We start from the raw sequence: 26,315 nt of genomic DNA on the forward strand, positions 1-26,315 counted from the left end.
CGCGGAGGGTGGGACAGGCTCGGCCTGTCGCGGTCCGCGGCAGCAGGGATCCCATCACGCCTCACCTCCACGGACTCCATCGCGGGGCCGGCCTTCGCCGGATCGCGTCCGTCTCTTCGAACACTGGTTGGTGAGTGACTGTGTCCGAGCTCTTCGATCGAAACGTCCGCGGCCGGAGCCGTGCGCTGCACGCCCTGCTCGTCGTGCTGGTGGCCCTGGTGCCGGCGCTGGGGGCGACGGTGGTTCTCGCCCCGTCGGCGTCCGCGGCACCGGGGGAGATTTCGTTCGTCGGTGGCACCAGTACCAGCGGTGCCCGGACCAGTCACGTCGTCCGGGTGCCCGCGAACGCCCAGGCGGGCGACCTGCTGGTGCTGCACCTCACCGTCAACGCGACCGTCGGCACGCTCACCGACTCGTTGGCCGGCTGGACGTTGCTGCGGTCGCGGGACGGCAACGGTGTCCGGGGCCGGTTGTGGACCAAGACGGCCACCGCGGCCGACGTCAACGCGAACGTTGCCGTGAGCACCAGTGACACGCTGAAGTCGGTGATCGGCGTCGCGGCGTACCGCAGTACGGGCAATGCGGCGGTGTCCGCCTCGGCGGTCGGCGGCAGCGACCTCTCCGGCAGCAGCCACACCACCCCGTCCGTACCGGTGGCCCTCGCGGGCTCCTGGCTGGTGAACATCTGGTCCGAGAAGTCCTCGGTCGACCTGACCTGGACGCTGCCGGCCGGTTCCACCGCGCGCTCGAACGCGGCCGCGATCGGCACCGGCAAGGTCAGCGCGGTGCTCGCCGACTCGGCCGGCGCCGTGCCGACCGGTACCGCGGCGGGCCGGACGGCGACCACCAGTGCGGCCACGTCCCGCTCGATGCTGTTCTCGCTCGTGCTGAGCCCGGGCGAGGTCGCGGCACCGGTGAACCAGCCGCCGGTGGCGGCTTTCGTCTCCAGCTGCAACGGGCTGGTCTGCGGGTTCGACGCCTCGTCGTCGACCGATCCGGACGGCGACACGCTCTCGTACGCCTGGAACTTCGGCGACGGCCAGACCGGCACCGGGGTCAACCCGAACCACACCTACGCCGGCGACGGCCCGCGGACCGTGACGCTGACCGTCGGCGACGGCACGCTGACCGACACCGAGACCAGCCAGGTCAGCCCGGTCGGCACGGTCAGCCAGGGCGAGATCTCCGCCGTCGGTGCGGCCAGCACCGCCGGCAACCGCTCCTCGCACACGGTCCGGGTCCCGGCCGGCGTGCGCGTCCAGGACCGGCTGCTGCTGTTCCTGGTGACGAACTCGACCACCGGCACCGTCACCGACGCCGTGCCGGGCTGGACGCTGATCCAGACCCGTGACGGCAACGGCGTTCGCGGCCGCGCCTGGACGAAGACCGCGACCGCCTCCGACGCCGGCAGCGACGTGACCGTCAGCGGCAGCGAGCTGTCGAAGTCGGTCCTCAGCGTCGCGGCCTACCGCAGTACCGGCGTCGCCGCGGTGTCGGCGTCGGCTGTCCGGGGCGTCGACACCTCCGCGTCGAGTCACGCGACGCCGGCCGTACCAGTTGCCAAGGGCAACTCCTGGCTGGTGAACGTCTGGGGCGAGAAGTCCTCGGTCGTGCAGAGCTGGACGCTGCCCGGCACGGCGACCTCCCGGACGACCGCCGCCAGTACCGGGACCGGCAAGGTGAGTGCCGTGGTCGCCGACTCGGGCGCCGGCATCCCGATCGGGACCGCGACGGCCAGGACGGCGACGACCAGCTCGGCCGCGTCCCGGTCGGTGATGTTCTCGGTGGTTCTGGACCCGGGCCCGGACGCCGGCGCGACGAACGAAGCGCCGATCCCGGACTTCACCACCGGGTGTGCCTCGATGACCTGCGAGTTCGACGCGAACCGCTCGTTCGATCCCGACGGCGACCCGCTGACCTACACCTGGGACTTCGGCGACGGCCGAACGGGCACCGGCGACAACCCGAGCCACACCTACGGCACCACCGGCAGCCGCACGGTGACGCTGACCGTCAGCGACGGCACGCACAGCGCCCAGAAGACGGGCGTCGCGGTGGCGGCCGCCCAGCCGCCGGGCCCGGGCCACGGCGACCGGATCGTGCCGGACGTCCCGCGGACCAATTTCCCGTTGATCAGCACCGGTGAGATCTGGGACATCGAGGTCGTCGGCAACCGCGTGTACGTCGCGGGCGGCTTCACCTCGCTGCGCAACAACGCCAGCGGCAACACCACCACCGTCAACCAGTCCCAGCTCGCGGCGTTCAGCCTGAGCACCGGCCTGATCGACACCACCTTCCGGCCGGTGATCGGCAACGGCGGCGTGGAGGCGGTCGAGGCCTCTCCGGACGGCACGAAGCTGTACATCGCCGGCAACTTCGGCACCGTGAACGGCCTGACCCGCAAGGGCATCGCGCGCATCGATCCGGTCACCGGCGCGCCGGTCAGCGGCTTCGTCGCCGACGCGAACGCCAAGCCGCAGGAGCTCGCGGTGACCAACTCCACCGTGTACGTCGGCGGCCGGTTCACCGCGATCAACGGCGCCCCGCGCGGCGCGCTCGCCGCGCTCGACGGCACCACCGGCGCGGTCCGGACCGACTTCGTCAACGACGTCAGTGGCGGCATCGGCGCCAACGGCGACTTCACCGTGCAGCGCCTCAAGCTCAGCCCGGACCTGGGCCGCCTGCTCGTCGTGCACACCGGCCGGCAGATCAACGGCCAGGACCGGTACGGCGTGGCGCTGATCAACGCCCGGACCCAGAAGCTGCTGCCCTGGCGGACCCGGCTGTGGGACGACAACCTGCAGTTCGTCGGCGGCATCCAGCGGATCTACGGCGGCGACATCTCGCCCGACGGCACGTACTTCGCGGTCACCAGCGGCTCCGGTGGCGACCGCCCGCCGATCAACGACACCGTCGTCGCCTACCCGATGGAGGGCGGCGACCACGTCCAGCCGCTGTGGATCTCCCGGCTCTTCGACAGCGTCTACTCGATCGCCATCGCCGAGAAGGCCGTCTACGTCGGCGGCCACTTCGCCTGGCAGGAGTCCCCGACCTCACCGCAACCCTGGCCGGGTCTGACCGACCAGGGCTACGGCACCGGCCAGGGCCTGTCCGGCTACGGCCTCGGCGACGCCGTCGTACGGCGTGAGCACCTCGGCGCGCTGAACCCGGCCGACGGAACGGCGATCGACGGGTTCAACCCGGGCTCGAACTCGTTCGAGGGCGACAAGCACCTCGAGCTGACGCCGCGCGGCCTGTTCGTCGGCGGCGACGGGCAGACCAAGGGCGAGTACAACGTCGGCCGGGTCGCGTTCTTCGACTTCACCTCGGTCGCGGCACCGAACGGGGTGGAGACGGCGATCACCGACCCGATCGAGGGCCGGATCAAGCCGGTGGACGAGCAGTTCCAGGTCTCCGGCACCGCCTCGGCCGCCAGCGGGGTGCAGCGGGTGCAGGTGGAGATCATGGACCGCAGCAGCCGCCGGTACCTCAACGACGACCTGACCACCTGGGGAACCACCACGCCGAACACGATCAACGCCACCCTGGCGTCGCCGAACGCGACCTCGACCACCTGGTCGCTGCCGCTGACGATGACGCAGAACCGGGTGCTGACCGCGACGGCCCGGACGGTCGCCGGCAACAGCACGCAGGACCCGACCAAGGCGACCAAGAAGTTCGAGACGTTCGGGCTCGCGGACGAGACGCCGAACACCAGCGTCACCGGGCCGGCCCAGAGCGTGGTCAACTCGTTCACCTACACGATCACCGGATCGGCCACCGACGACCTCGGCGTGAACTCGGTCGGGCTCACGCTGCGGGACCTGAGCAACAACCGCTACCTGCAGAACGACGGCACGGTCTCGGCGACCGGCAACACGTTCCGCATCACGCCGGACGTCGTCGGTGCGACCAGCACCACCTGGTCGCACGAGGTGACGGTCCCGTACGAGGGTGAGTGGCAGGCGCAGGCCCGGGCCACCGACACGTCCGGGCAGTCGGACCTGGACACCGCCGACCGGACCTGGATCGTGACGGAGAGCGGGCTACCGCCGACGGTCTCGATCAGCTCGCCGGTGACGATGGTCCCGCCGACGACGGTGCAGCCCGTGGTGGTCACGCCGGGACAGCCGATCACCTTCGCCGGCTCGGCGAACGACGAGCAGGCCCTGCAGAACGTCGAGATCTCGCTCCGCAACAGCACCACCCGCGAGAACCTGGCCGCCGACGGGACCTGGGGCGTGGACGCGATCGCCGGCTGGTACCGGGTCGCGCCGCAGAACCTCAACCAGGCCGGCTACAACTGGTCCTACACGACACCGTTCAACCTCAAGCCGGGAACGTACAGCTTCTCGGTCCGTGCCACCGACCAGCTCGGCCTGACCACCTCGAGCTCGAACCAGGGCCGGCTGACCCTGAGCGCGCAGATCCCGGGTGACGCGCCGCCGGACGGCCGGCTGGCCGTCACCGGCACGGTCACCGGCGGCCAGGTCCTGCACCTCGACCTGACCGGCACCGCGACCGACGACGTCGGCGTGGCCGAGATCCGGGTGTCGCTGGAGGACCAGGACACCAACCGCTACCTGCAGCCGAACGGGTCGATGGCGGCCAACTTCGCGACGCTGCCGGTCACCTTGGCGACGCCGAACGGCACCAGTACGACCTGGACCCTGCCGGTCGACCTGCCCACGCAGGGGGACTGGGCGGTGACGGCGTTCGCGTACGACACGGCGGGCCAGCAGGACACCTCGACCAGCGGCGCGACCGCGCGGTACCGGATCTATCCCGGCGACAACCCGCCCACGCTGAACGAGGCGCTGCTGACCCCGAACGAGGGCAACGAGTTCACCGACGGCAAGATCTTCGTGACCGGCCGGGCCGAGGACGACCAGGCGATGCAACGGGTCGAGATCGGCATCGTCAACGCAGCCGGCCAGTACCTGAGCTCGTCGGGCGCCTTCACCAGCACGACGGCCAGCTGGCGCACGGCGTTCCTCACCAGCCCGGGCACACCGGGGTCGAACTTCTCCTACACCAGCCCGGTGATCCCGCCGGGGGCCTACACCGTGCGGGTCCGGGCGATCGACCAGCACGACCAGGTCACGCCGGTGCCGTCCGAGCGGCACGTCACCGTGGTCCACCCGCCGGGCAACCTGCCGCCGGTGCCGAGCTTCACGATCTCGTGCAACCAGAACGTCTGCACCTACGACGCTCGTGGCTCGACGGACGAGAGCCCCACGACCCTCACGTACTCCTGGAACTTCGGCAACGGCACCGGGTCCGGCCCGCTGCCGACCAGGACCTACACCAGCGCCAACACCTACACGGTGGTGCTCACCGCGAAGGACGAGTGGGGCGCGACAGCGACCGCCACGCAGACGGTGACGATCACCGAACCGGCCGGCAACGCCGCGCCCGTGCCGGTGATCAACCAGCCGGCCTGCTCCGGGCTGAGCTGCAACATCTCCGGCGTCGGGTCGGCCGACCCGAACACCGGGGACACCTTCACCTATCTGTGGGACTTCGGTGACGGGACCCCGACCAGCACCGCGTCGGCCATGTCCCACGTGTTCCCGGCCGCGGGCACCTACACCGTCAGCCTGACCACCACCGACGGGTGGGGCAAGGCGGCCACGGTCACCCGGCAGATCACCGTCTGACTCCGCCGGAAGGGGCGCCGCACACACCGCGGCGCCCCTTCCGTCTGCCCGGACCGGTGCGAGCCGAACAGTTGACAGATATCAGATATCTGACTAATTTCTCGGTCATTCCCCTGGTGAGGAGGCGCGTGATGGGTGTTCGCAGGCGACTGGTGGCCGCGATCGGCGGGCTCGGACTGCTGGCAGGCGTGGCGGCCTGCGGTGGTGGCGACGAGCCCGAGGGGGCGAGCGGCAAGCTCACCCTCTGGCAGTACTACGGCGACCCGAGCAGCCCGACCGGCAAACCGCTGTACGACCTGGTCAAGAAGTACGACGACGCCCGCCCGGACGTCACCGTCGACGTGCGGTTCATCCCGTACGACGACTTCAACCGCACCCTGCTCCAGTCGGCCGCGGCCAAGGAGCTGCCCGATGTCGCGCTGATCGGCGCGTTCGACACCGCCACGATGGCCTCGGCCGGCATCGTCCAGGACCTCGGCGAGCGGGTCGGTGAATGGGGCCAGCAGGACAAGTACTTCAAGACCAGCTGGGCCACCACGCAGGTCGAGGGCAAAACCTACGGCATCCCGCACGTCGCCGACGCGTACGCCGTCTACTACAACAAGCAGTTGCTGCAGCAGGCCGGCGTCCAGCCACCCACCACCTGGGCCGAGATGGAGACCGCGGCGAAGAAGCTGACCGCCCAGGGCCGGACCGGTCTCGCGATCAGCGGCATCGAGGGTCCCGAGGGTGCCACCGTGCCGATCATCCGGATGCTCGCCGCCGGCGCCTCGATCGACAAGGTCGACAGCGCCGAGGGCCGGGCCGGGCTGGACCAGCTGGCCCGGATGATCAAGGCCGGCTCGATCTCCAAGGGCGCGCTGACCTGGAACGAGGAGGACGCGAAGAACCAGTTCGCCAACGGCAAGGCCGCGATGATGATCAACTCCGCGACCTACGTGAACATCCTGCGCAAGGAGAACCCCAAGCTCCAGTGGGACGTCGCGCTGCTGCCGAAGGACCGGACCGGCCAGACCTTCCTGTCCGCCGAGAACCTGGCGATCGGCGCCACCAGCACCAACCCGGACGGCGCCTGGGACCTGATCACCTGGCTGCAGCAGCCGGCCGAGCTGCAGAGCTACCTCCCGGTCCGGAACAAGCTGGCCGCGCGCAACGACGTACCGGACAGCTCGAACGACCCGGTGCGCAAGGTGTTCGCCCAGCAACTGGAGGAGGCGTGGGCGCCGGACGAGAAGCTGGCGCCGAAGGCTTCCGAGGTGATGACGCACCTGCAGGCCGCGCTGCAGGCGTCGGCCAGCGGGTCGGCGAGCACCGAGGACGCCCTGAAGGCCGCGCAGAAGGCGATCGACGACTCGCTGGCCAAGTGATGGCGATCACCGTCCCGCAGGAGCGGCTGCTGACGTCGCGGACCACGCTCCGGCGCAACAACGCCGCGGAGTACCTGTTCCTGGTGCCGGCCGTGCTGTTCGTCGGCTTCACCGTGCTCTACCCGCTCGCCTACAACGTCGTGCAGAGCTTCCAGGACGTCGGCATCGCGCAGATCGTCAGCGGGCAGGCGAAGTACGTCGGGCTGGACAACTACGCCGACCAGTTCGGCCGGCCGGAGTTCTGGGAGTCGTTCGGGATCTCGCTGGTCTACACCGGCGGCACGGTGCTGGTGACGTTCGTGGCCGGGCTCGCGCTGGCGCTGTTCTTCCACCGGGACTTCCCGGGGCGGAACGTGCTGCGCGCGCTCCTCCTGCTGGCCTGGGTGCTGCCGACCGTGGTCAGCGCGAACGTCTGGCGCTGGCTGCTCGACGGCACCTACGGCCTGCTCAACACCGTGCTCGGCACCGAGATCTTCTGGCTCGGCGCACCGAGTACGGCGATGATCGCGGTCGTGCTGGCCTCGGCGTGGAGCTTCGCGCCGTTCGCGATGATCCTGCTGCTGGCCGGGCTGCAAGGCATCTCGGGCAGCTTGTACGAGGCGGCGCGGATCGACGGCGCCGGGGCGTGGGCGCAGTTCCGGCGGATCACGCTGCCGCTGCTGAAGCCGGTCAGCCTGACCACCGTGCTGCTCTGCTTCATCTCCACCTTCAAGACCTTCGACACCGTCTTCCTGATGACGCAGGGCGGTCCGGGCGGCGCGACCGAGGTGCTGCCGGTGTACGCGTACAAGCTGGCGTTCAGCTTCTACAAGTTCGACGTCGCGGCGGTGGCCACCACGATGCTGCTGGTCGTCCCGGTGGTGCTGTCGGTGTTCTACTTCCGCTCGCTGCGCAAGGAGGAGCTCGCGTGAGGCGCCGCTGGCCGAAAACTGTCGCGGGGGTGCTGATCACCTTCGTCTACCTGCTGCCGGTCTACTGGATGCTCAACACGTCGTTCAAGAAGCCGGCCGACATCTTCGCCACCCCGCCGCAGCTCGTGCCGCTGGCCCCGACGCTGCGCTCGTACGCCGACGCGGCGTTCGGCAACCCGGCGATCGCCAAGGGCCTGGCGAACTCGGCGGTGATCGCGATCGGCACCACTCTGGTGACGGTCCTGGTCGCGGTGCCCGCGGCGTACGCGCTGGCCCGGCTGCGGCTGCGCGGCGTCTCGGTGGTGCTGATGCTGTTCCTGGTGGTCCAGATGGTGCCGGCGGTGAACCTGGCCCTGCCGATGTTCGCGATCTTCAGCGACCTCGGGCTGGTGAACAGCTACGCCGGCCTGATTTTGGCGAACGCCTCGCTCGCGATCCCGCTCGGCATCGTGCTGCTGCGGCCGTACTTCCTGTCCGTGCCCGGAGAGATCCTGGAGGCGGCCCGGGTCGACGGGTGCAGCACGTTCACGGCGTTCGTGCGGATCGCCGTACCGATCAGCCGGCCCGGCCTGATCACGCTGGCGGTGATCAGCTTTCTCGGCGCCTGGGGCGAGTTCGTCTTCGGGCTGGCGCTGGCCAGCGACGAGAACCTGCAGCCGATCACCGTCGTGCTGGCCGGTCTCACCAATGCCTTCGGCACCCGGTGGAACGACCTGATGGCGGTCTCCGCCGTGGTCGCGCTGCCGGTGATCGCCGCATTCGTCTTCCTGCAGCGTTACATCGTGGCCGGACTCACCGAAGGAGCGACCAAGAGTTGACCAGCACACTGGAGATCTGGGCGGCGACGCCGACCCCGTTCGGCCCGGACGGCGAGCTGAACCTGCCGGTGGTCGCCGACCAGGGCAAGCACCTGCTGGCGCACGGCGCGCACGGCGCCTTCGTCGGCGGCACCTCCGGGGAGTTCCCCGCCCTGACCACCGCCGAACGCAAGGCGCTGGTCGACGAGTGGGCGCGGACCAAGCCGGCCGGGCTCGCGCTCGGCACGCACGTCGGCCACAGCACGCTCGCCGAGGCCAAGGCCCTCGCCGCGCACGCGGCCGCCGCGGGGGTCGACCTGATCGCCTCGGTCACGCCGTACTTCGGCGTCGCGAACACCGTGGACACGGCCGTCGACTACCTGGCCGCGGTCGCCGCCGAGGCGCCGTCGGTGCCGTTCCTGTACTACCACTTCCCGGCGATGACCGGTTCGCCGTACCGGCCGAGCGAGCTGGTCGCGGCGGCGGTCGAGCGGATCCCGAACTTCGCCGGGGTGAAGTTCACCCACGAGGACCTGCTCGAGTTCGACCGGACCCGCGCGGTGTCGGACCGGATCCGGGTGTACTTCGGCCGCGACGAGCTGCTGCCGGCGGCGCTGGCCTTCGGCGCGGACGCGGTGATCGGCAGTCTGTACAACGCGCTCACTCCGCAGGCCCACCAGATCGCGGCGGCGATGGCGACCGGCCGGCTGGCCGACGCGCTGGTGCTGCACGAGCCGTTCCGGCAGGTCGCCGTCGAGGCCGGCCGGTACGGCGGGGTCGGGTTCGTGAAGGAGTGGCTGAACGCCTGCGGTCCGGACACCGGCGTCGCCCGGACCCCGTGGGGGCCGCTGCCCACGGCCGCGCATGACACGATTGAGCGGCTCGCCGCCTCCTGGCGAGCCGTGACCCCGGAGGGATGAGCCGTGAGCAGGAGCCCGATCTACCGCGAGGCCCAGGTGAAGCTACGGGACTTCATCAAGGCCCGCGGTCTGGGCCCCGGCGACCGGCTCCCGGCCGAGGCGGTGCTCGCCGCGGAGCTCGGGGTCAGCCGCTTGTCGTTGCGTGAGGCAACGAGAAGTCTGCAGACGCTGGGCGTGATCGAGGCCCAGCACGGCAACGGCCTGTTCGTCTCCACCTTCTCCTTCCGGCCGCTGATCGAGCAGCTGCCGTACGGGCTGGCCGCGCCGGGCATGGCGCTGGAGGAGATCCTGACCGCGCGCGAGGCGATGGAGGTCGGCCTGATGCCGGCCGTCGCCCGCCGCGCGGGCAGCGACGAGCTGGCCGAGTGCGCCCGGCTGGCCCACCGGATGACCGAGCTCGAGGCGGCCGGTGAGCAGATCACCGCGGTCGACCGGGCGTTCCACCTGCTGCTCTACAAGGGTCTGGGCAACCCGCTGGTCGACAACCTGATCGAGCTGTTCTGGGAGATCTTCGTCCGGCTCGGCGACGCGATCCCGGCGCCGGTCGAAGGTGGCCGCGGAGCAGTCCACCTCCGCATCGTCGAGGCACTGCAGTCCGGTGAGGCACTGGACGCCGTGCAGCGGATGCAGGAGCACTTCGACGACGTCCGCGTGCGCGCCGCGATGCTGCGCGAGACCTGATCCAGGCTTTCCCCTCTCCTCGGCCGGCTCAACGCTGCCGGCTGGACCGCTGGAGAGGTCAGATATCTGAACTCCTGTCCAACCGCCCTTCGAAGGAGCTGATCATGCAGCTGACCCGCACCCTGCTCACCCTCGCCCTGACGCTGAGCGTCGCCGGTACCGTGACCGCCGGCGCCTCCGGCCCGCCCGATTCCGCGAAGGGCAAGTGCGTCGAGTCCGTGCCGTTCCGGTCCGGCACCGACGGCTACGCGTCGTACCGGATCCCAGCGGTGGTGAAGGCCGCCGACGGCGCGCTGCTCGCCTTCGCCGAGGGCCGGCGCGGCGGTTCGTCCGACACCGGCGACATCGACATCGTGCTGCGCCGCTCCGGTGACGGCGGCTGCACCTGGAGCCCGCAGCAAGTGGTCACCGACCAGGGCCCGAACACCATCGGCAACCCGGCTCCGGTGGTCGATCCCGCCTCCGGCGACCTGGTCCTGCTCAGCGTGCGCAACGGCCCGGTGACCGAAACCCAGATCCTGCGCGGCGAGGCGAGCGCGGAGGACACCCGCCGGGTGTTCGTCCAGCGCAGTACTGACGACGGGCGGACGTTCTCCGCGCCGACCGAGATCACCGCGGCGACGAAGCTGCCGAACTGGCGCTGGTACGCCACGACGCCGGGGCACGCGATCGCGCTGCGCTCCGGCCGGCTGCTGGTGCCCGCGAACCACTCGATCGCGCCGCCGGCCGGATCGGCCGACACCGGCGCCGAGGCGAAGTACTACGGCGGCCACAGCCTGTACTCCGACGACGGCGGCCGCAGCTGGCAGATCGGCTACGTCGACGACAACCCCAACGGCTACCTCAACGTGAACGAGACGACTGCGGCGCAGTTGCCGGACGGGCGCGTCTACTTCAACACCCGCGAGCACAACGGCACCGCGCCGGGTACCCGCGCCGACGCCTACTCCGCGGACGGCGGCGAGACGCTGGTCAAGCCCTTCCGCCCGCAGGCGACGCTGATCGGCCCGGTCGTCCAGGCGAGCGTGCTGTCCGTCGGGTCCACGCTGGTCTACTCCGGCCCGGCCGATCCCGCGGCCCGCGCAGCGATGACGCTACGGACCAGCACCGACCAGGGCGTCACGTGGCAACCGGCCCTGGCCGTCTCCGGCCTTCCCGCCGCGTACTCCGACCTGGTCTCCGTCGACCGCTCCACGCTCGGTCTGCTCTACGAAACCGGCGACTTCAGCGCCAACGAGACCATCACCTTCCGCCGGATCCCCCTGAAGGACGTCGTCCGATGAGCGGCCCGGTGAGCGCATCGGCTGCCGCCCGCCGGCCGTCCGCGCCGACGCCCGGGCGCCGGGGACTGCTGGCCGGCGGCATCGCCGTCAGCGCGGCACCGTTCGTCGTCGGCCACTCAACCGCGGAGGCGGCTGGACCGGCCGGCCGTCCCTCGCCGGCCGGCGCAGCCGGCACCTGGAGCCGGCTGCCCGACCTTCCGCCGAACCGGGTCGACTGGCATCCGGCCGCGCCCGTCGGCAAGTCCTACTGGACTCAGCTCGGGCTGGCCGGCCCGATCGCCGGCTCGCACCGCGGGCACCTGCTGGTCGGCGGCGGCGCCAACTTCCCCGAGCCGGCGCTCACGTCGAACCGCCCGACCACGCTGGGCAAGGTGTACTGGAACGAGCTCTTCGTCCTCCGCCCCGGCGCCACCCGCTGGTCCGACCCGATCCGGCTGCCCGACGCGATCGCGTACCCGGCGTGCGTGAGTACGCCGTACGGGGTGCTGGTGATCGGCGGCGAGGGATTCCGCGGCGGCCCGAGTGGCACCGGACTCGCCCCGGCGCAGAAGTTCGCCGACGTCTTCCTGCTCCGCGCCGACGGCACCCGCAGCGCCCTTCCGGACCTGCCGCGCCCGATGTCGTACGCCGTCGCCGGGCTGCTCGGCAGCACCGTTTTTGTTGCCGAAGGCCCTGATTTCTTCAGTCTCGACCTCGCCCGGCCCGACCGGGGCTGGACCGCCCTGCCTCCGTGGCCGGGTCCGCCCCGCAGCGTCGCTGTCGGCGTCGCGGCCGACGGCCGGTTCCACCTGCTCAGCGGCCGGGCCCAGCTCCCCGACAAGTCCTGGCGCTTCTACACCGACGTCTACGCCTACGACCCGCGCCGCGCACGCTGGAGCCGCCTGCCCGATCTCCCGTTCTGCGTCACCGCGGGACTGGCCCACCCCACCCGGGGCGGCTTCCTGGTGCTCGGCGGCGACAAGGACCTCGCCCGCTGGAACCTCATCCAGCACCACACCGCCCTCCGCGACGCGGCGCCGCCCGGCTCGCCGACGTGGACCGAGCACAACAACGTCATCACCTGGACCTACGACCACCACACCGGCTTCAACCCGGAGATCCTCCAGTACACCGCCGGCCGCTGGAAGGTGGTCGGCCACTTCCCCGGCCCGCCCCAGGTCACCACGCCCGCGGTCCCGCACGCCAACGGTCTGGCCGTGCTCACCGGCGAGATCCGCCCCGGCGTCCGCACCGCCACGAACTGGCACTTCCGCCCTTAGGGCTTGAGGGAGCGGCCCGGCAGTCTCACTCCCGAGCTGCCGGGCCGGTCGCCAGATCGGCGTACTCCTGCGGGAGCTGCGCCAGCACGTGCGCGTACGCCGTACCGGTGACCGCCTCGCGGAGCAGCGACATCAGCGCGCGGGTGTGCAGCGCGGCGGTCTGCTCGTCCGTGCCGGTGCGGTGCGCCAGCCGGCGGTAGAACTCCTGCACGCCGAACGGTTCGCCGGAGCCGAGCGGCGGCAGCGCCTCGGCCAGGTGCAGCGGTAGCTGGGAGGCGAGGTCGAAGGTCTCGCCGCCCGACAGCCGTTCGCCCAGCGTGCGCAGGAACGCCAGGGCGAGCTGCTGGGCTTCCTCGCGGCTGGAGACTCCGGTGGCACGCTGGACCTTGGTGAGTGCCTCGTCGTAGTTCATCCGATCACCGCCATCGTCAACCCGCACTGAGCACCCGGCGTACGTCCGGGCAGGGATCGGTACCCCGTGGCTCACGCGCTATGCGCCCACCGGTCACCGGCGAAGGGCCTCTGTGCCCACCACCCGGCCCAGCCGCTCGAGCCGCTGCTCCCACACCGCCCGGTACGCCGCCGCATCGGCACGCGACTTGTCCTGGAGGGTCAGCGTGAGCAAGGTCCCCCGCTGGTCCGGAGCCAGCTTCGCGCCGATCCGGTCCGGGTGGCCGCCGGGCTCGGACCACTCGACGTGCAGCGAGACCTCCGGGTTGCAGGTGACCACCGTGCCGGACCGCTCCACGTCGTCGTCCAGGCAGCGGGTGCTGAACACGCCGAAGTCGGTGTCGCTGAGCACCGTCGGGCCCAACCACTCGCCCAGCAGCTCCGGCCGGCTGAGCGCCGCCCAGACGGTCGCCGGTTCACACCCGAACCACCAGGTCAGCCCGAGCCCCGCTTCGTCGACGGACGCGCCGGTCAGCCGACCCGCGACCGAATCGCCCTCGGCCCGGCCGTCCCTGGTCCCGAGCTCGACGGTCTCGCCGCGGGCGGGCGCCTCGATCTGCCAGTCCTCGGTGTCCCGGTTGACCTCGTCGAGGAACTCCGACAGCGGCGACTTCATCACCCCGTAGTCGTCGTAGTGCACCGGTACGGTGAGCTTCGGCCGCACCCGGCGCAGACAGTCGAGCCCCTCGCGCCCGTCCATCGTCACCGTGGAGAACAGCACCCGGGTGCCGCCGAGGTGCACGATCGCCGCGTCGATGTCCGGGTACCGGCTCCCGATCTCGTCCAGGTGGTCGCCGCTCAGCGTGTCACCCGAGATGTACAGCCGCCGCTGGACCTCGCCCTGCCGCCGGTGCACCAGCATCGACCCCATCACCGGCGGCAGCAGCGCGCGCATGAACCCGCGGGCGTGCGTGCCCGGCAACGCCTCGACCGTCAGCGACTCGTCGTCCCGGGTGAGCTCGAAGCTGCTCCACACCGGCAACCCGGTCGTCGCGAACCCGTACTTCCGCAGCCGCTTCGCCGCCGGCTCCGTCGTCACCAGCGGCACCGCTCGATCCAGCTCACGCCGAGCCACCCGGTCGAAGTGGTCCCCGTGCAGGTGCGATAGAACTACTGCGTCCAGCACCGGCAGATTGGCCGGCACCACCGCCGGCTCGGTCAACCGCCGGCTCCACAGCCCTTTGCCCAGGTAAGCCCGCTGCCCCTTGTGCAGAAAGTTGGGATCCGTCAGCACGGTGAACGCCCCCAACCTGATCAAGGTCGTCGCCGTCCCCCCGAACGTGATGCTGTCCATGGTGAGCTCCTGGTCCTCGCCACTGTGATGGCCGGAGGTACCCAGTCAGCCTGCCGTGAATCAGTCCGGAGTACTACAAGGCCAGTTCGGGCTGGAGTTTCTTGGCGGGCCAGACGCGTTGGTTGCGGGCGGCGAGGGTGGAGGCGAGCAGGGCGGCGGCGAGCCAGCTGAGCAGGACGAGCAGGTCCGTGCCGAGGGAGAGACCGGGGCCGCCGTACATCAGGTGGCGGACGCCGTCGATGGCGTAGCTCATCGGCAGGACGTGGTGGAAGAAGTACAGCGGGGCCGGGATCGTCTGCCACGGGAACGTGCCGCCGGCGCTGACCAGCTGGATCACCATCAGGACCAGGCCGAGGAACTTGCCGACGGCCCCGAGCCACGCGGACAGCGCGTGCAGGATCGCGACGAAGGTCAGCGAGGTCAGCATCAGGAAACCGGCCGTCAGCCAGGGATGCGTGGTGTCGATGCCGAGGCCGAAGATCACCACGGTGAAGACCAGCGCGGCCTGGATCGCGCCGAAGAGCGCCGGCGGCAGCCAGCCACCGAGAGCCACCCGGAACGGCGACTGCAGCGCCGCCAGACCGCGCGGGGACAGCGGCCGGACCAGCAGGAACAGCACGTACGCACCGATCCAGCAGGAGAGGCTGAGGAAGAACGGCGCCAGCCCGGCTCCGTAGCTGTCGGCCGTGGCCTGCGAGGTGTTCTGCAGGTCGACTGGCGCGCCGAGCGTCTCCGCGACGGCCTTGCGGGCCTCCGGCGACGGGTCCGGGATCTGCTTGGCGCCGTTGGTGAGCGCCGTGTTCAGCTCGGTCGCGCCGGTCTTCAACTTGCCGACGCCCCCGGCGAGGCTGTTCACCCCGGTGAGCAGTTGCCCCTGGCCGGTGACGGCCTGCCGCTCGCCGGTCGCCAACTGGGACGCGCCGGTCTGCAGCGTGCCCAGCCCGGTCTTCAGCTGCTTCGCGCCGGTGTTCAGCTGCGCAGCGCCGTTCGCGGCGGTGCTGATCCCGGACGTGAGAGCGGGCGTTGCCTTCGACAGGGCGGCGGCGCCGTTGGACACCTTGCGCGCCCCCGTCGCCAGCTCGTTGAGCTGCTTGGAGGTCGCCTGGATCTTCGTGTTGGCGGTGACGACCGGAGTCCGCAGCTTCGCGGTCTCGGCGAGCACCTGGTTGATCTGCGCCTGCGTGAAGCCCTGCTGCCTCAACCGGTCCGCCAGGCCTGCGTCCAGCTTGGTCAGGTCGGTCAGCAGCGTGCTGGACGCGGTCGCCACCTGCTGGCCCACCCCGGCGATCTTCTCGTTGCCGTCAGCAACTTGATCCGCGCCGTTCGCGAGCGCCTTGGTCTGCGCGGGCAGTCCGGCCGTCTTCGCCTTCAAGGTCCCGAGTCCACTGCTCAGCCGGCCGGCGCCCGTCGCGAGCTCAGCGGCCCCCTTGCCGGCCTGGCTCACGCCGCTCGACAACTTCGTGGCCCCCGCGGACAGCTGCTTCTGCGCGGTGTAGAGCTGGTTCGCGCCGCTTTGCAGCTGGCCGACACCCTTGTTTGCCGAGGTCAGCCCGCTCTGGAGCTGCCCGGCGCCGGTCGCGGCTTTGGCGACCTGCCCGTGGATCGTGCTGAAGCCGGCCAGCAGCTTGCTCGCCGCCGTCTCGCTCACCTGCGCCGCGACCGTCTTGGTGACCTGCGCGACCACCTGGTTCGCGATCGTGTGGGCGAGGTAGTTGTTCGCGTCGTTCGTGGTCAGCTCGAGTGTCGCCTGCCGCGGCTCGAACTCCGCACTCGACGCCAGGTCCGCCGAGAACGTCTTCGGCAGCACCAGCGCGAACTCGTACCGCCCGTCGGCCACTCCCGCGTTCGCGTCGGCCCGGTCGACCCGGTGCCAGTCGAAGCTCTTCGACCTGACCAACTCGTCGGCGACCTGCGGCCCGACCGCCAGCTTCTCGCCGGTGGACAAGGTGGTGCCGGTGTCCTCGACGACAACGGCCGTCGGCACCTTGCCGAGCCGCCCGTACGGGTCGTGGTTGGCGTAGAGGTAGAGCCCGCCGTACAGCATCGGGACGCAGAGCAGCGCGACCACCGCGAGCCTCGGCAACCGGCCGGAGGTCAGCCGGCGCAGCTCGCTCAGCGCCATCCGGATGGAGGTCATGCGTCGTCCTCTGCTTCCTCGGAGTCATTGCCGCCGTCGGCGGGCGCAGCCTCGACCTTCACCGGCTCGGGCTGGTCGACCGCGCCCATCCGCGCCGCCGGTACGCCGAGCAGCCGCGCCGACGCCTCCGCGCACGTCACGATCACGCCGTGACCGCGCGCAGCCAGCTCGCGTCCGACGCCGTACCAGCCCTGCGGATCCCCGCCGAACCGGTCGGGCATCGTCAGGATCACGACGGCCACGTCCGGCCGCGCGGCCGTCAACTCGGCCAGCAACCGCGTCCGTACGTCGACCGGCAGGTGCTCGAACCGCTTGCCGGCGTGCTCGGCGGCGCCGTGCTTGTCGAGCCAGGCCTGCACCGCCTTCGCCCCGGCCTTGCGCCCGGCGATCGCCAGCTCCTCGCCGACCACCGACCGCACGGGCAGCGCGTCGTCCGGCTCGGTGACGCCCTGTGCGTCGACGACGGCCACCCGGCGGCGCAGTACGGCGGGGTCGTTCCTGCCGTCGAGCTTCACCTCACCTCCGTCCGGCATCAGCCGGCCGGAGAGGGCCAGCGAGGCCGCGACGTGGCCCGGGCCGGGATAACCGGTCAGCAGGACGAGTTCGTGGTCGCGCACGTCGACCGACGTGGCGTCCAGCAGCGGCGCGTGCGGACCGCGCACGCCGATCGCGTAGGCCCTCAGCTGCATGACAGTTCCCCGATTCCGATCTGGAGCGTTCCGCAGGTGGAGCGTTCCGGACTCAATACAGTTGTGTATCCAATACAGAACTGTATCCTAAGGCCATGCCACTGCCCAAGCGCCGCCGCTCCGCCACGCGGGCCCGTCTGCTGGAAGGTGCTCTGGAGGTCTTCGCCGAACGCGGCTTCCACGGTGCCTCGGTGGAGGACATCTGCGACCGGGCCGGCTTCACCCGCGGCGCCTTCTACTCGAACTTCGGCTCCAAGGACGAGCTGGTACTGGCACTCTTCGAGGCGACCACCGACCGCCTGCTGGAGCAGATCGCCGCGCTGCTGCCCGACCTGGCGAACCAGCCCGGCACCCTGCTGGACGCTGTGCTCGGCCTGCTCGACGACGCCGCGCCGGACCAGCGGCAGTGGCACCTGATCTCCACCGAGTTCACGCTGCACGCCCTGCGCAACCCCGCAGCCGCCGAGGCGCTGGTGCGGCAGCGGACGGTGTTCCGTCAGCGGCTGACCGAGCTGGTCGAGGAGATCAGCCGGACCAGCGGGCTACGGCTGAGCGTGCCGGCCGAGCAGTTCGTCCGACTGGTGACGGCGTTGCACGAGGGCGCGCGGGCGCAGACGCTGCTGGAGCCCGAGGAGGTCCCGGCGGGCTCGCTGGAGCACACCTTCCTCCCGATGGTGCTGGACGCGATCAGCCGACGTTGACGTCCACGCTGTGCAGGCCGGTCGAGCCGTTCGGCGCGGGCGGGGCCTGGGCCTCGACCTGGGGATTGCCCTGAGCATCGAACGCGCGGACCTGCAGCACGTGGTTGCCGCGGGTCGCGTTCCAGCTCCAGTGCCACTGCCGCCAGGTGTCGGTCGACGGGTCAGCGGCCAGCGTCGCCTCCTGCCAGGCGCCGCCGTCCACCCGTACCTCGACCCTCGAGACGCCGACGTGCTGGTCCCAGGCGACGCCGGCGACCGTGACCTGGCCGGCCGGCGCCTTGGACCGCGGTACGTCGATCCGCGAGGACAGCTTGATCGGTCCGAGCTCGGACCAGCCGCGCGGCGTCCAGTACGCCTCGAACCGGTCGAACCGGCTGACCTCGATGTCGGTCAGCCACTTCGTCGCCGACACGTAGCCGTACAGACCCGGTACGACGATCCGGACCGGGAAGCCGTGCTCCAGCGGCAACGGCTGGCCGTTCATCGCGAACGCGAGCATCGACTGCCGGTCGTCCAGCAGCGTGCTCAGCGGCGTACCGGCGGTGAAGCCGTCCTTCGAGGTGGACAGGATCGCGTCGGCGTTCCCGGCCGGTCGGGCCTCCGCCAGCAGGTCCTTGAGCAGCACGCCGGACCAGAGCGCGTTGCCGACCAGGTCGCCGCCGACCTCGTTGCTCACGCAGGTCAGCGTCACCCACTGGTGCACGACCGGCCGCTCGAGCAGGTCGTCGAAGGTCAGCTCGAGCTCGCGGCCGACCAGGCCGTGGATCCGCAACCGCCAGTCCGACGGCATGATCAACGGCACCGACAGCGCGGTGTCGATCCGGTAGAACTCGTCGTTCGGCGTCACCCACGGCGCCGCACCCGGAGCCTGTACGCCGGCCGGCGGGTCCGTGCTCGGCGGCAACGGCAGGCTCAGGCCCTCGCGGGCCTCGGCGACGGCGGCCCGGCGGCCACCGACAACCTTGCCGAGGGCACCTATCGCGATCGTGCCGAGGGTGACCCCCGCGGACAGCTGGAGAAACCCGCGCCGGCTGACGCCGTCGTCGGGATCGGTGCGCAGGCCGGCCAGCCGCCGGGAGAACAGGCGGAGCAGCAGAAGCGCCGCGAGCCCGGCCACCAGCGAGGGTACGAAGCCGGTCTGACCGGAGTCGGGCCGAGTCGCGGCCGCAAGGACGGCGATGCCGGCGAGTACGACGACCACGGCGGCGCCGGCCCAGTAGCGGCGGACGGCGAGCAGGCCGCCGACCGCGGCGAGCGCGAGCAGCACGATCAGAATGCCGGCCCGGAGCGCGGTCTTGTCGTGCACGCCGAACAGCGAGATCGCCAGGTCCTTGAGCCACGGCGGCACCCGGTCGATGAAGGCGGAGCCGATCGCGACCACCGGCGTCTGCCGGGTGCCGAGAAGTGCCGCGGCGACGCTGCCCGCGGCCAGTCCGGCCAGCGCGGCGAGCACCCCGCCGAGGGCGGCCCGGAGCACCAGCCCGGTCCGTCGCCGCGGGGAGCTGTCGGTGGAACCTGCGCCCGGGGCGTCGAGGGGGCGATCGGTCGGGGCGTGGGGCTGGTTCACAGCTCAACCATCCCGCTCGGTGGCGCCCGGCACCAGCCGGGCGCCACATCCGTTAGGAGCGGGTAATACGGGTCGTGCGGCCGGTGCCCACCCCACGGGCGGACCCGGCCACGAGGGTCAGATCCGGTCGGAGGTGATGGGGCCGAGGCCGGGCCGGCCGTTCGGCCAGCGACGGGCGTTGTCCCGGACCCGGCGGAGCTTGCCGAGCACGAGGTCGCGCTCGTCGGCCAGCTGGGACGTCCACAGGCTGTCGATCTCCAGGAGGTGGTCGGGCAGCGCTTCGCGCAGCCGCCGCTTGCCCTCCTCCGTGAGAACCGCGAACGACCCGCGGGCGTCGTCGGGACAGGGCTCCCGACGCACCAGGCCGAGGTTCTCGGCACGGTCGACCAGCCGGGTGATGCCGCCGGTGGTGACGGTCAGCTCCCGGGCGAGTGAGGTGAGACGCTGCTTCTCCCCGTGGCTGCGGGCAAGCCGCAGCAACAGTTCGAACATTGCCATTTGCAGACCACTGCGCTTCAGGGAATGGCGCATCAGGTGATCGAGTTCGGCTGCCGCTTCGCGCAGCAGGCCGTACGCGGTGATCACGTCGTTGTCCCAGGGTTCGGTGACGTGAGTGGGTTCTGCATCGGCGAGCGCTAGGGGCGAGCTAAGCGTAGGCGCGATGGTCATGCGCGGACTCTATTAGCTGACCCGATCACTTCGCTACACGGGGTGACTTATCGGCTACAGGTCGAGACACGATCGATGGAAAACCGAGCGTGACCTTCGAGACCCTGCGGCGTAGCGTCCGTCGCCTGTGGATAACTTCCGCGGCGGTCGATCGATCTTTGCCAGCCTAGAACTTCGTTCTACCGGCATCGATCGGGGGTCCCATGACCGACCAGGAAACCAGCCCGGAAGCCACCTCACCGTACGGCCGAGGCTTCGTCGCCGCCTGCCTCGTGCTCGGCGCGATCCTGCTCTGCGGCGGCGCCCTCGTCGTCACCGACCTCGCCACCTCGCCCGGTACGCCGGCTGCGGGAAGCGACGCGGCCGGCGCCGAGCCTGGCGACGGGAGGGCCGATGCCACCGGCTGGCCGGCCGATCCGGCCGACGGCCGCGCCGATGATCCGGCTGCGCAAGGCGACTCCGGCACCGCGGACCCCGGCTCGACCGGCGTGAACGCCGCCCGGCCGGCAAGCCCGGACCCGGCGGCGTCCGATCCAGCGTCCGCGAATTCTTCCGGTGCGGGCGATCCCGGGCGGAGCGCGTGTGGGCTGGCCGACGGCGATCAAGTGGTGCCGACGGAGGCGCCGGCCGTGGACGGGTGGGAGGTGAGCCGCCGCGTTGTCGTGCCGCGCTCCGCCGCCCACGGGCCGGCCGAGGTCGATCCAGACGGCTTCCGCCGCTGCTTCGCGCACTCGCCGACCGGTGCGTTGTTCGCGGCGTACAACGCGGTCGCCGCGGTCGGCGACCAGCGGCAGGCCGTGCCCACCGCCGGCAAGCTGATGCTGCCCGGCCCGGACACCGACAGCCTGCTGCGCGAGCTGCGCAAGCAGCGCCCGTCCAGCTCCCGCGACGAAGCCACCCAACTGGCCGGCTTCCGCATCCTCGACGCCACCCGGGACCGCGTCACCGTCCTGCTCGCGCTGCCGGTTCAGTCGGAGTACATGAGCGCCAACCTCACGCTGGTCTGGCACCGCGGGGACTGGCGCGTGGTTCCGCCCCGTCCCGGCCGGCCGTTCGGCGCCCCGTTCGCCCAGCACCGCGATCTCGACGACTTCGTCACCTGGAGGGGGATCTGATGTGCGGCCCGATGGAACTGTCCTGCAGCATCCGCGAAGGCTTCGCCACCTTGGTGACCAACCAGTTCGAGAGCCTCGCCGCCAAGGTCGGTGAGACCGCGACCACCGGGCTGGAGGCGGTCGCCACGTTCTGGGTGCGGATCGACAGCCCGACGCTGGCGACCCAGCAGGGCTCGGACTGGACGCTCAACGGACCGGTCCAGACCCTGCACGACAACGTGCTCTGGGTGACCGGCACGATCTTCTGCATCGCCGTGCTGATCACCGGCGTCCGGCTCGCCTGGGAGCAGCGCGCCGAGCCGCTCCGGCAGTTGCTCAAGGCAACCTTGACGCTGGTGCTGGTCACCGGCGCCGGCGCCGCGTTCCTGCAGCTGCTGATCTCTGTCTCGGACTGGTTCGCGCAGGACGTGATGGACAGGACGCTGGAGCCCGGCCAGACCTTCGACAAGGCGGTCGGCGCGCTCGTGCTCGCCGGCGCCGGGTCCGCGCCGGTGAACGCGATGCCGCTGATCGCGATGATGTTCGTCGGGGTCGCCGTCTTCATGGCGTCGGTCGTCCAGGTGGTGCTGCTGCTGATCCGCTCCGCGATGCTGGTGCTGCTGGCCGGCACCTTCCCCCTCGCCGCCGCGGCGACGAACACCGAGGTCGGCCGCGCCTGGTTCCGCAAGTACTGCGCCTGGGCGCTGGCGTTCATCGCCTACAAACCCGCTGCCGCGCTGGTGTACGCCGCCGCACTGGAACTGGGGGACGCCGGGGTGAACCCGGGCCCGGGCAACCGGCTCGTCAGTGCCCTCACCGGCTTGATGATGATGCTGCTCGCGCTCTTCGCCCTGCCCGCCCTGCTCCGCTTCGCCGTACCGGTCACGTCGGCCGTCGCGGGCGGCGCGGCCGGCTCGGGCGCCGGTCTGGCCGACCCCGGTGGCTTCGCTTCCGGCGCCATCAGCACCGGGCGGTCCGTGTTCGGCTCGGCCTCCGCCGGTCGGGCCGGTGGCGGAGGCGGAGGCGGAGGAGGCGGCGCGACCGGCGCCGTGACAGCGGGCTCAGCGGCGGCCGGCGCCGTGACAGCAGGCTCAGCCGCGGCGGGCGCCGCCCTCAACGCCACCAAGAAGGCGGGCGGCGCGCTGGCGGGCGCCGCCGCGCACTCGGCCGGCGAGCCCGGCGGAGGCGGTTCTTCCAGCACGGGCGGCGGGAGTCAAGGCTGGACCTCCCGCCGCCCACCCCGCACCACCAAGACCGCCGCCCAGCCAACCGAACAACCCACCGGCCCCACCGGCAGCCGCTGACCCTGCCACCCGCTCGCAGTACACCGCCCGACCCACCCGCGCCTCCGGCCCACCCGCGCCTCCGGCGCCCCGCCGCCCTTGCCGCGCCTCCGGGCCACCGCCCTGCTCCCCGCCCGCGCCCCACACCCTGCCCCCGGCCGCCTCCGGCGCACCGCCCGACCGCGCCGCCGAGCGGATCCCCGCTCGGGGGCGGTCGCGCGGGGTGCGTACGGGACGGCGGAGGATAGGCGCATGCCTTTGCAACGTATCGCCCTGATCTCCGACGTGCACGGCAATCTGAGCGCGCTGGAGGCTGTGCTCGCCGACATCGAGTCCCGGGGGATCCGGCGCATCTTCAACCTCGGCGACTACGTCGGCAAGGGACCGCGCGGTCAGGCCGTCGTCGACCGGTGCCAGGAGGTGTGCGAGGTGAACATCCTCGGCAACTGGGACGACTTCCTGCCCGACCCCGACCGCGGCTACGACAGCGAGGGCCTGCGCTGGTGGAAGAACGAGCTGCGCGAGGACCAGTGGAAGTGGCTGCGCAGCCTGCCGTTCTGCCACGACTTCGTGCTCAGCGGCCGCCGGATCCGCCTGTTCCACGCCTCCGCGACCAGCGTGCACCGGCGGGTCCGCTTCGACCACGACGAGCAGGAGTTCCTCGGCCTGTTCGAGAACACCCCTGCCACCGGCGACGGCCCGGTGCCCACCGTCGTCGGCTACGGCGACACCCACGACCCCTTCTACGAGGTCGACCTCGACCGCCGCACCGTGTTCAACGCCGGCAGCGTCGGCAACAGCATGGGCGACCCCACCCCCGTCTACGTCATTCTCGAAGGCGTGCCCGACACCCTCGACGAGGCGCCCTTCTCGATCCAGTTCGTCCGCGTCCCGTACGACGCCCCCGCCGAGCTCGAGATCGCTCGCACCCTCGGCATGCCCGAGCTCAACGGCTACCAGTCCGAGATCATCCACGGCATCTACCGCGGCGACCTCTACGCCGGCACCGCCCCGACGTACCACCGCCGGTCCGTCCCGGCCGCGGGGTCCTGAGCACCAGCACCGAGCCGGCCCCAGCGGCCGCACGGGTCGGTGAAGTCGCGGACCTCGTCGCGGTAGCGGCGGCGCGGCGGATCCGGGAGTGGCTCTCGTCGGTGAACTGCTCCAGCGCGCACAGGAACGGCGGGTTGAGCGGCGCGCCAGGTCGTAGGCGTCGAGGTGCTGCGCGTCCCACTCGGGGTGACGGACGATCAGCCCTGGGCGGCGCGCAAGGGGGGAAACGAGTCCCAGAGGTCCGGCACAAAAGCCCGCGCCCGGTCTCGTCCGAACACGTCGCGGGCAATCCACAGCGCGTCGACCACCGCTTCCAGCCGGTCGTCGTACATGAACGGCCCGAAGATCGTCATCGCCTTCGACGGAACGTCGAGGTTGTGGTTCCAGCCGGCGAGGGCGAACAGGCTGCCGCCTGCGGGCAGCGGCGGGTCATAGGCGTCGACCGGGATCCGGAGTGCTTGCCAGGCGTGCTCTTCGTGGTCCACTCGCTCCAACGCGTCGGTGATCCACGCGAACTGGATCAGATCGGCCTCGACGCACATCCGGTGGACGAGCCACTTGGTCACCGCCCACTGCGTCTGCGGATCGGCACGCTCCGCGGCATCCATGATCGGGCGGTAGTCGAGCGCCAGGTGGTAGGCCTTCCAGATTCCCTCGAGGCGCTCACTGGGCGGCGTCCCTCCCCACCCGCGAAGCTTCTCGGCGGCTCTCTCCTCGGCCGCCTTTCGTTCCCGCTCGCGCTCCATCTCCGCACGCTGCTCCGGAGTCGGCGGCGGCGGGGTCTCGCGAGCCACGCCATGCCAGTACGCCGCCTGCGCGCTGGTCTGTTTCACGACCCGGTCCGGCTGCGGTGGTGCAGGCCAGAACTGGAGGAGGTACCGGTCGACCAGAGGCTCGCCATCCATCGGTGGCCCTGCTTGGTGACCGGCGTCCATGCCCCAGCCGCAGTAGCGGACGCGGTAGTCGACCTCGTCCAGCGCCAACGGCCAGCGGCCTCCGCCGCCCCAGCTTGTCAGGGCGGCCTCCCCGCTGGGCCGGTACGACGCCTCGACGATCTCCTCCCAGGTCTCGTCGATCGGCGGCGCCTCGTCGTGGAGCTCGACGGTGAAGTCGACCTCACCGGTGTGCAATCCGGTCCTCAGGAACAACACCCCCGCCTGCACGGCGCCGCACAATCCGTTCTGCTGGCCGGCGAAGCTTTCGGGCAGGTCCGAATGTTCAGCAGAACTCACCACGTAGATCTGCCCATAGGCAACACCCGCGGGCCCCGCCATCAACGTCCGCATGCGCCGCACCGTACAAGTGGGCGGGGTCCGTTCCCTGGCGGGAATTCAGGGGTCTACAGCTTCCTGCAACGTCCGCGACCTGAAGGAGACCGACGCGTTCGGCTGCGCCTCCGTGGCTCAGCTGTTCTTCCCCGAAGCGACCTATAGGCAGACGCTGGTGGTGATCCGACGCGCGCTCACGCCCGGCGGGCGGACTGCTGTTCATGCAGGAAAGCGACCTGAGCCGTCGTCAAGCGACCCTGGCTACGCCATACACCGCTGATTCACCACGGTGGAGCCGTACCGTTCGGTCGGACCGCCGAGAAGATGACGCAGAAGGCCACGCGGCGGATTCCGAACTGGTCCGTGTGGCCGCCACCGACGACGGTGGCTACCTGGTCCTACGACGGCCGAGCTGATCGGCGGTTCGTGCCCTGCCGTGAGTTGTCAGCCGCAAGCGTTTCGTGGTCGGAACGCTGTGCTCAGCGGACCAGCAGGGCCTCGGAGCCGACGGGGGTGTAGCCGGCGGCCAGGAAGGTTCGCAGGGAGGCGGCGTTGCCGGGGGTGACCTGGGCCCAGAGGTGGGTGCCGGGTGGGACGAGGGCGCGGGCGGTACGGGCCAGGTGGCGTCCGAGACCCCGGCCGCGGGAGGACTCGGGGATCTCGATGGCGACTTCCTGGCGGCCGGCGACGCCGAGGCCGGTGAGCACGAGGCCGCCGCGCGGGTCGGTGAAGGCGCGGACCTGGTCGCGGTAGCGGCGGGCGCGGCGGATCCGCGGGTGGCTCTCGTCGGTGAAGGGTTCGAGGTCGGCGGTCAGGGGCGCGCGTTCGGCGGGATCGGTGATGGCCGGCGCGAGCAGCAGCGCGTCGATGCCGTTGACCTCGCGGCCGGTGAGCTGCTCGAGCGCGTACAGGAACGGCGGGTTGAGCGGCGCGGCCAGGTCGTCGGCGTCGAGGTGCTGCGCGAACCACTCTCCGGCGACGTCCGCGGCGACGACCAGATGGCCGGTCAGGCCGAGCACGCAGGTGTCGCGGGCCGACGGCGCCGGCACCAGCGAGGTGGTCAGGTCGGCGGCCGGGAAGACGCCGCGTTCGATCCCGCGCAGAATGTCCGCCAGAGTTGTCATCACGGGCCATTCTGGTGGAGACCCCGCCACGGCCCGGACCCAGGACCGGCTTCCCGGCGGGTCCTGCCAGTGGTGCCACCGCGACGACGCCGAACGACCGGACCGGCG

At 71.3% G+C, this 26,315-nt stretch carries 20 protein-coding genes; 12 read left to right on the forward strand and 8 right to left on the reverse strand.

Annotated elements, in window-relative coordinates; all coding sequences use genetic code 11:
• Positions 1-134 precede the first annotated feature (134 nt).
• From KFLA_RS35215 to KFLA_RS00645, 8 genes are all read left to right on the forward strand, one after another.
• On the forward strand, positions 135-5,660 hold the full coding sequence (locus tag KFLA_RS35215; RefSeq protein WP_148256519.1) for a PKD domain-containing protein: 5,526 nt from the start codon (positions 135-137) through the stop codon (positions 5,658-5,660).
• Between the two features lie 131 nt (positions 5,661-5,791).
• A complete protein-coding gene (locus KFLA_RS00615) occupies positions 5,792-7,027 on the forward strand; it encodes an ABC transporter substrate-binding protein (protein ID WP_012917808.1) in 1,236 nt (411 codons plus the stop codon).
• On the forward strand, positions 7,027-7,938 hold the full coding sequence (locus KFLA_RS00620) for a carbohydrate ABC transporter permease (RefSeq protein WP_012917809.1): 912 nt from the start codon (positions 7,027-7,029) through the stop codon (positions 7,936-7,938). The genes KFLA_RS00615 and KFLA_RS00620 overlap by 1 nt, the downstream gene beginning before the upstream one ends.
• Positions 7,935-8,756, forward strand: a complete 822-nt coding sequence (locus KFLA_RS00625; RefSeq protein ID WP_012917810.1) for a carbohydrate ABC transporter permease — start codon at positions 7,935-7,937, stop codon at positions 8,754-8,756. The genes KFLA_RS00620 and KFLA_RS00625 overlap by 4 nt, the downstream gene beginning before the upstream one ends.
• Positions 8,753-9,655: a dihydrodipicolinate synthase family protein gene (locus KFLA_RS00630; protein WP_012917811.1), complete on the forward strand. Its 903-nt coding sequence runs from the start codon at positions 8,753-8,755 to the stop codon at positions 9,653-9,655. Before KFLA_RS00625 ends, KFLA_RS00630 begins: the two co-directional genes overlap by 4 nt.
• A gap of 3 nt (positions 9,656-9,658) precedes the next feature.
• Positions 9,659-10,336, forward strand: a complete 678-nt coding sequence (locus KFLA_RS00635; RefSeq protein WP_012917812.1) for a FadR/GntR family transcriptional regulator — start codon at positions 9,659-9,661, stop codon at positions 10,334-10,336.
• A 104-nt stretch (positions 10,337-10,440) separates the two neighbouring features.
• Positions 10,441-11,619, forward strand: a complete 1,179-nt coding sequence (locus KFLA_RS00640; RefSeq protein ID WP_012917813.1) for a sialidase family protein — start codon at positions 10,441-10,443, stop codon at positions 11,617-11,619.
• Complete coding sequence (locus tag KFLA_RS00645; RefSeq protein WP_012917814.1) at positions 11,616-12,878, forward strand: Kelch repeat-containing protein; 1,263 nt, start codon at positions 11,616-11,618, stop codon at positions 12,876-12,878. Before KFLA_RS00640 ends, KFLA_RS00645 begins: the two co-directional genes overlap by 4 nt.
• A gap of 25 nt (positions 12,879-12,903) precedes the next feature.
• On the opposite strand, the gene KFLA_RS00650 is transcribed toward KFLA_RS00645, so the two are convergent.
• From KFLA_RS00650 to KFLA_RS00665, 4 genes are all read right to left on the reverse strand, one after another.
• Positions 12,904-13,290 (reverse strand): DUF2267 domain-containing protein, encoded by a 387-nt coding sequence (locus tag KFLA_RS00650; protein WP_012917815.1) that lies wholly within the window; start codon positions 13,288-13,290, stop codon positions 12,904-12,906.
• A gap of 93 nt (positions 13,291-13,383) precedes the next feature.
• The gene (locus KFLA_RS36150) at positions 13,384-14,622 is read right to left on the reverse strand and encodes an MBL fold metallo-hydrolase (protein ID WP_012917816.1); all 1,239 of its coding nucleotides are present in this window, start codon (positions 14,620-14,622) and stop codon (positions 13,384-13,386) included.
• 73 nt (positions 14,623-14,695) lie between these two features.
• Positions 14,696-16,759, reverse strand: a complete 2,064-nt coding sequence (locus tag KFLA_RS00660) for a YhgE/Pip domain-containing protein (RefSeq protein ID WP_012917817.1) — start codon at positions 16,757-16,759, stop codon at positions 14,696-14,698.
• Positions 16,756-17,448 (reverse strand): ATP-binding cassette domain-containing protein, encoded by a 693-nt coding sequence (locus KFLA_RS00665; protein ID WP_012917818.1) that lies wholly within the window; start codon positions 17,446-17,448, stop codon positions 16,756-16,758. Before KFLA_RS00665 ends, KFLA_RS00660 begins: the two co-directional genes overlap by 4 nt.
• Before the next feature lie 95 nt (positions 17,449-17,543).
• Between KFLA_RS00665 and KFLA_RS00670 the strand changes: the two genes are divergently transcribed.
• Positions 17,544-18,149: a TetR/AcrR family transcriptional regulator gene (locus KFLA_RS00670; RefSeq protein WP_012917819.1), complete on the forward strand. Its 606-nt coding sequence runs from the start codon at positions 17,544-17,546 to the stop codon at positions 18,147-18,149.
• Here the strand turns inward: KFLA_RS00670 and KFLA_RS00675 are convergent.
• Together KFLA_RS00675 and KFLA_RS00680 are read right to left on the reverse strand one after the other, a co-directional pair.
• Positions 18,136-19,716 carry a molybdopterin-dependent oxidoreductase gene (locus tag KFLA_RS00675; protein ID WP_012917820.1) on the reverse strand — a complete coding sequence of 527 codons (1,581 nt, stop codon included), beginning with the start codon at positions 19,714-19,716 and terminating at the stop codon, positions 18,136-18,138. The genes KFLA_RS00670 and KFLA_RS00675 overlap by 14 nt on opposite strands.
• A 117-nt stretch (positions 19,717-19,833) precedes the next feature.
• On the reverse strand, positions 19,834-20,385 hold the full coding sequence (locus KFLA_RS00680) for a MarR family winged helix-turn-helix transcriptional regulator (RefSeq protein ID WP_012917821.1): 552 nt from the start codon (positions 20,383-20,385) through the stop codon (positions 19,834-19,836).
• A gap of 203 nt (positions 20,386-20,588) precedes the next feature.
• Here KFLA_RS00680 and KFLA_RS00685 point away from each other — a divergent pair, with 203 nt between their 5' ends.
• The 3 genes from KFLA_RS00685 (at position 20,589) to KFLA_RS00695 (ending at position 23,815) form a co-directional block, all read left to right on the forward strand.
• Positions 20,589-21,500: a DUF8175 domain-containg protein gene (locus KFLA_RS00685; RefSeq protein ID WP_012917822.1), complete on the forward strand. Its 912-nt coding sequence runs from the start codon at positions 20,589-20,591 to the stop codon at positions 21,498-21,500.
• An 11-nt stretch (positions 21,501-21,511) separates the two neighbouring features.
• Entirely contained in the window at positions 21,512-22,783 is a 1,272-nt protein-coding gene (locus tag KFLA_RS00690; protein ID WP_158307253.1) for a TrbL/VirB6 family protein, read from the forward strand.
• A gap of 231 nt (positions 22,784-23,014) precedes the next feature.
• Positions 23,015-23,815, forward strand: coding sequence for a metallophosphoesterase family protein (locus KFLA_RS00695; protein ID WP_012917824.1), 801 nt, complete (start codon positions 23,015-23,017; stop codon positions 23,813-23,815).
• A 197-nt stretch (positions 23,816-24,012) separates the two neighbouring features.
• Here KFLA_RS00695 and KFLA_RS38115 read toward each other — a convergent pair whose 3' ends face one another.
• Complete coding sequence (locus KFLA_RS38115) at positions 24,013-25,101, reverse strand: hypothetical protein (protein ID WP_202797062.1); 1,089 nt, start codon at positions 25,099-25,101, stop codon at positions 24,013-24,015.
• Positions 25,102-25,562: 461 nt separating this feature from the next.
• Positions 25,563-26,207 (reverse strand): GNAT family N-acetyltransferase, encoded by a 645-nt coding sequence (locus KFLA_RS00705; protein WP_012917826.1) that lies wholly within the window; start codon positions 26,205-26,207, stop codon positions 25,563-25,565.
• Positions 26,208-26,315 lie beyond the last annotated feature (108 nt).

The organism is Kribbella flavida DSM 17836 (assembly GCF_000024345.1).
GTDB lineage: Bacteria > Actinomycetota > Actinomycetes > Propionibacteriales > Kribbellaceae > Kribbella > Kribbella flavida.

Coding starts and splice junctions, on each gene's coding strand:
- KFLA_RS00615 (WP_012917808.1), top strand. CDS start 5,792: ATGGGTGTTCGCAGGCGACTGGTGGCCGCGATCGGCGGGCTCGGACTG.
- KFLA_RS00620 (WP_012917809.1), top strand. CDS start 7,027: ATGGCGATCACCGTCCCGCAGGAGCGGCTGCTGACGTCGCGGACCACG.
- KFLA_RS00640 (WP_012917813.1), top strand. CDS start 10,441: ATGCAGCTGACCCGCACCCTGCTCACCCTCGCCCTGACGCTGAGCGTC.
- KFLA_RS00645 (WP_012917814.1), top strand. CDS start 11,616: ATGAGCGGCCCGGTGAGCGCATCGGCTGCCGCCCGCCGGCCGTCCGCG.
- KFLA_RS00650 (WP_012917815.1), bottom strand. CDS start 13,290: ATGAACTACGACGAGGCACTCACCAAGGTCCAGCGTGCCACCGGAGTC.
- KFLA_RS36150 (WP_012917816.1), bottom strand. CDS start 14,622: ATGGACAGCATCACGTTCGGGGGGACGGCGACGACCTTGATCAGGTTG.
- KFLA_RS00660 (WP_012917817.1), bottom strand. CDS start 16,759: ATGACCTCCATCCGGATGGCGCTGAGCGAGCTGCGCCGGCTGACCTCC.
- KFLA_RS00665 (WP_012917818.1), bottom strand. CDS start 17,448: ATGCAGCTGAGGGCCTACGCGATCGGCGTGCGCGGTCCGCACGCGCCG.
- KFLA_RS00670 (WP_012917819.1), top strand. CDS start 17,544: ATGCCACTGCCCAAGCGCCGCCGCTCCGCCACGCGGGCCCGTCTGCTG.
- KFLA_RS00680 (WP_012917821.1), bottom strand. CDS start 20,385: ATGACCATCGCGCCTACGCTTAGCTCGCCCCTAGCGCTCGCCGATGCA.
- KFLA_RS00685 (WP_012917822.1), top strand. CDS start 20,589: ATGACCGACCAGGAAACCAGCCCGGAAGCCACCTCACCGTACGGCCGA.
- KFLA_RS00690 (WP_158307253.1), top strand. CDS start 21,512: ATGGAACTGTCCTGCAGCATCCGCGAAGGCTTCGCCACCTTGGTGACC.
- KFLA_RS00695 (WP_012917824.1), top strand. CDS start 23,015: ATGCCTTTGCAACGTATCGCCCTGATCTCCGACGTGCACGGCAATCTG.
- KFLA_RS38115 (WP_202797062.1), bottom strand. CDS start 25,101: ATGCGGACGTTGATGGCGGGGCCCGCGGGTGTTGCCTATGGGCAGATC.
- KFLA_RS00705 (WP_012917826.1), bottom strand. CDS start 26,207: ATGACAACTCTGGCGGACATTCTGCGCGGGATCGAACGCGGCGTCTTC.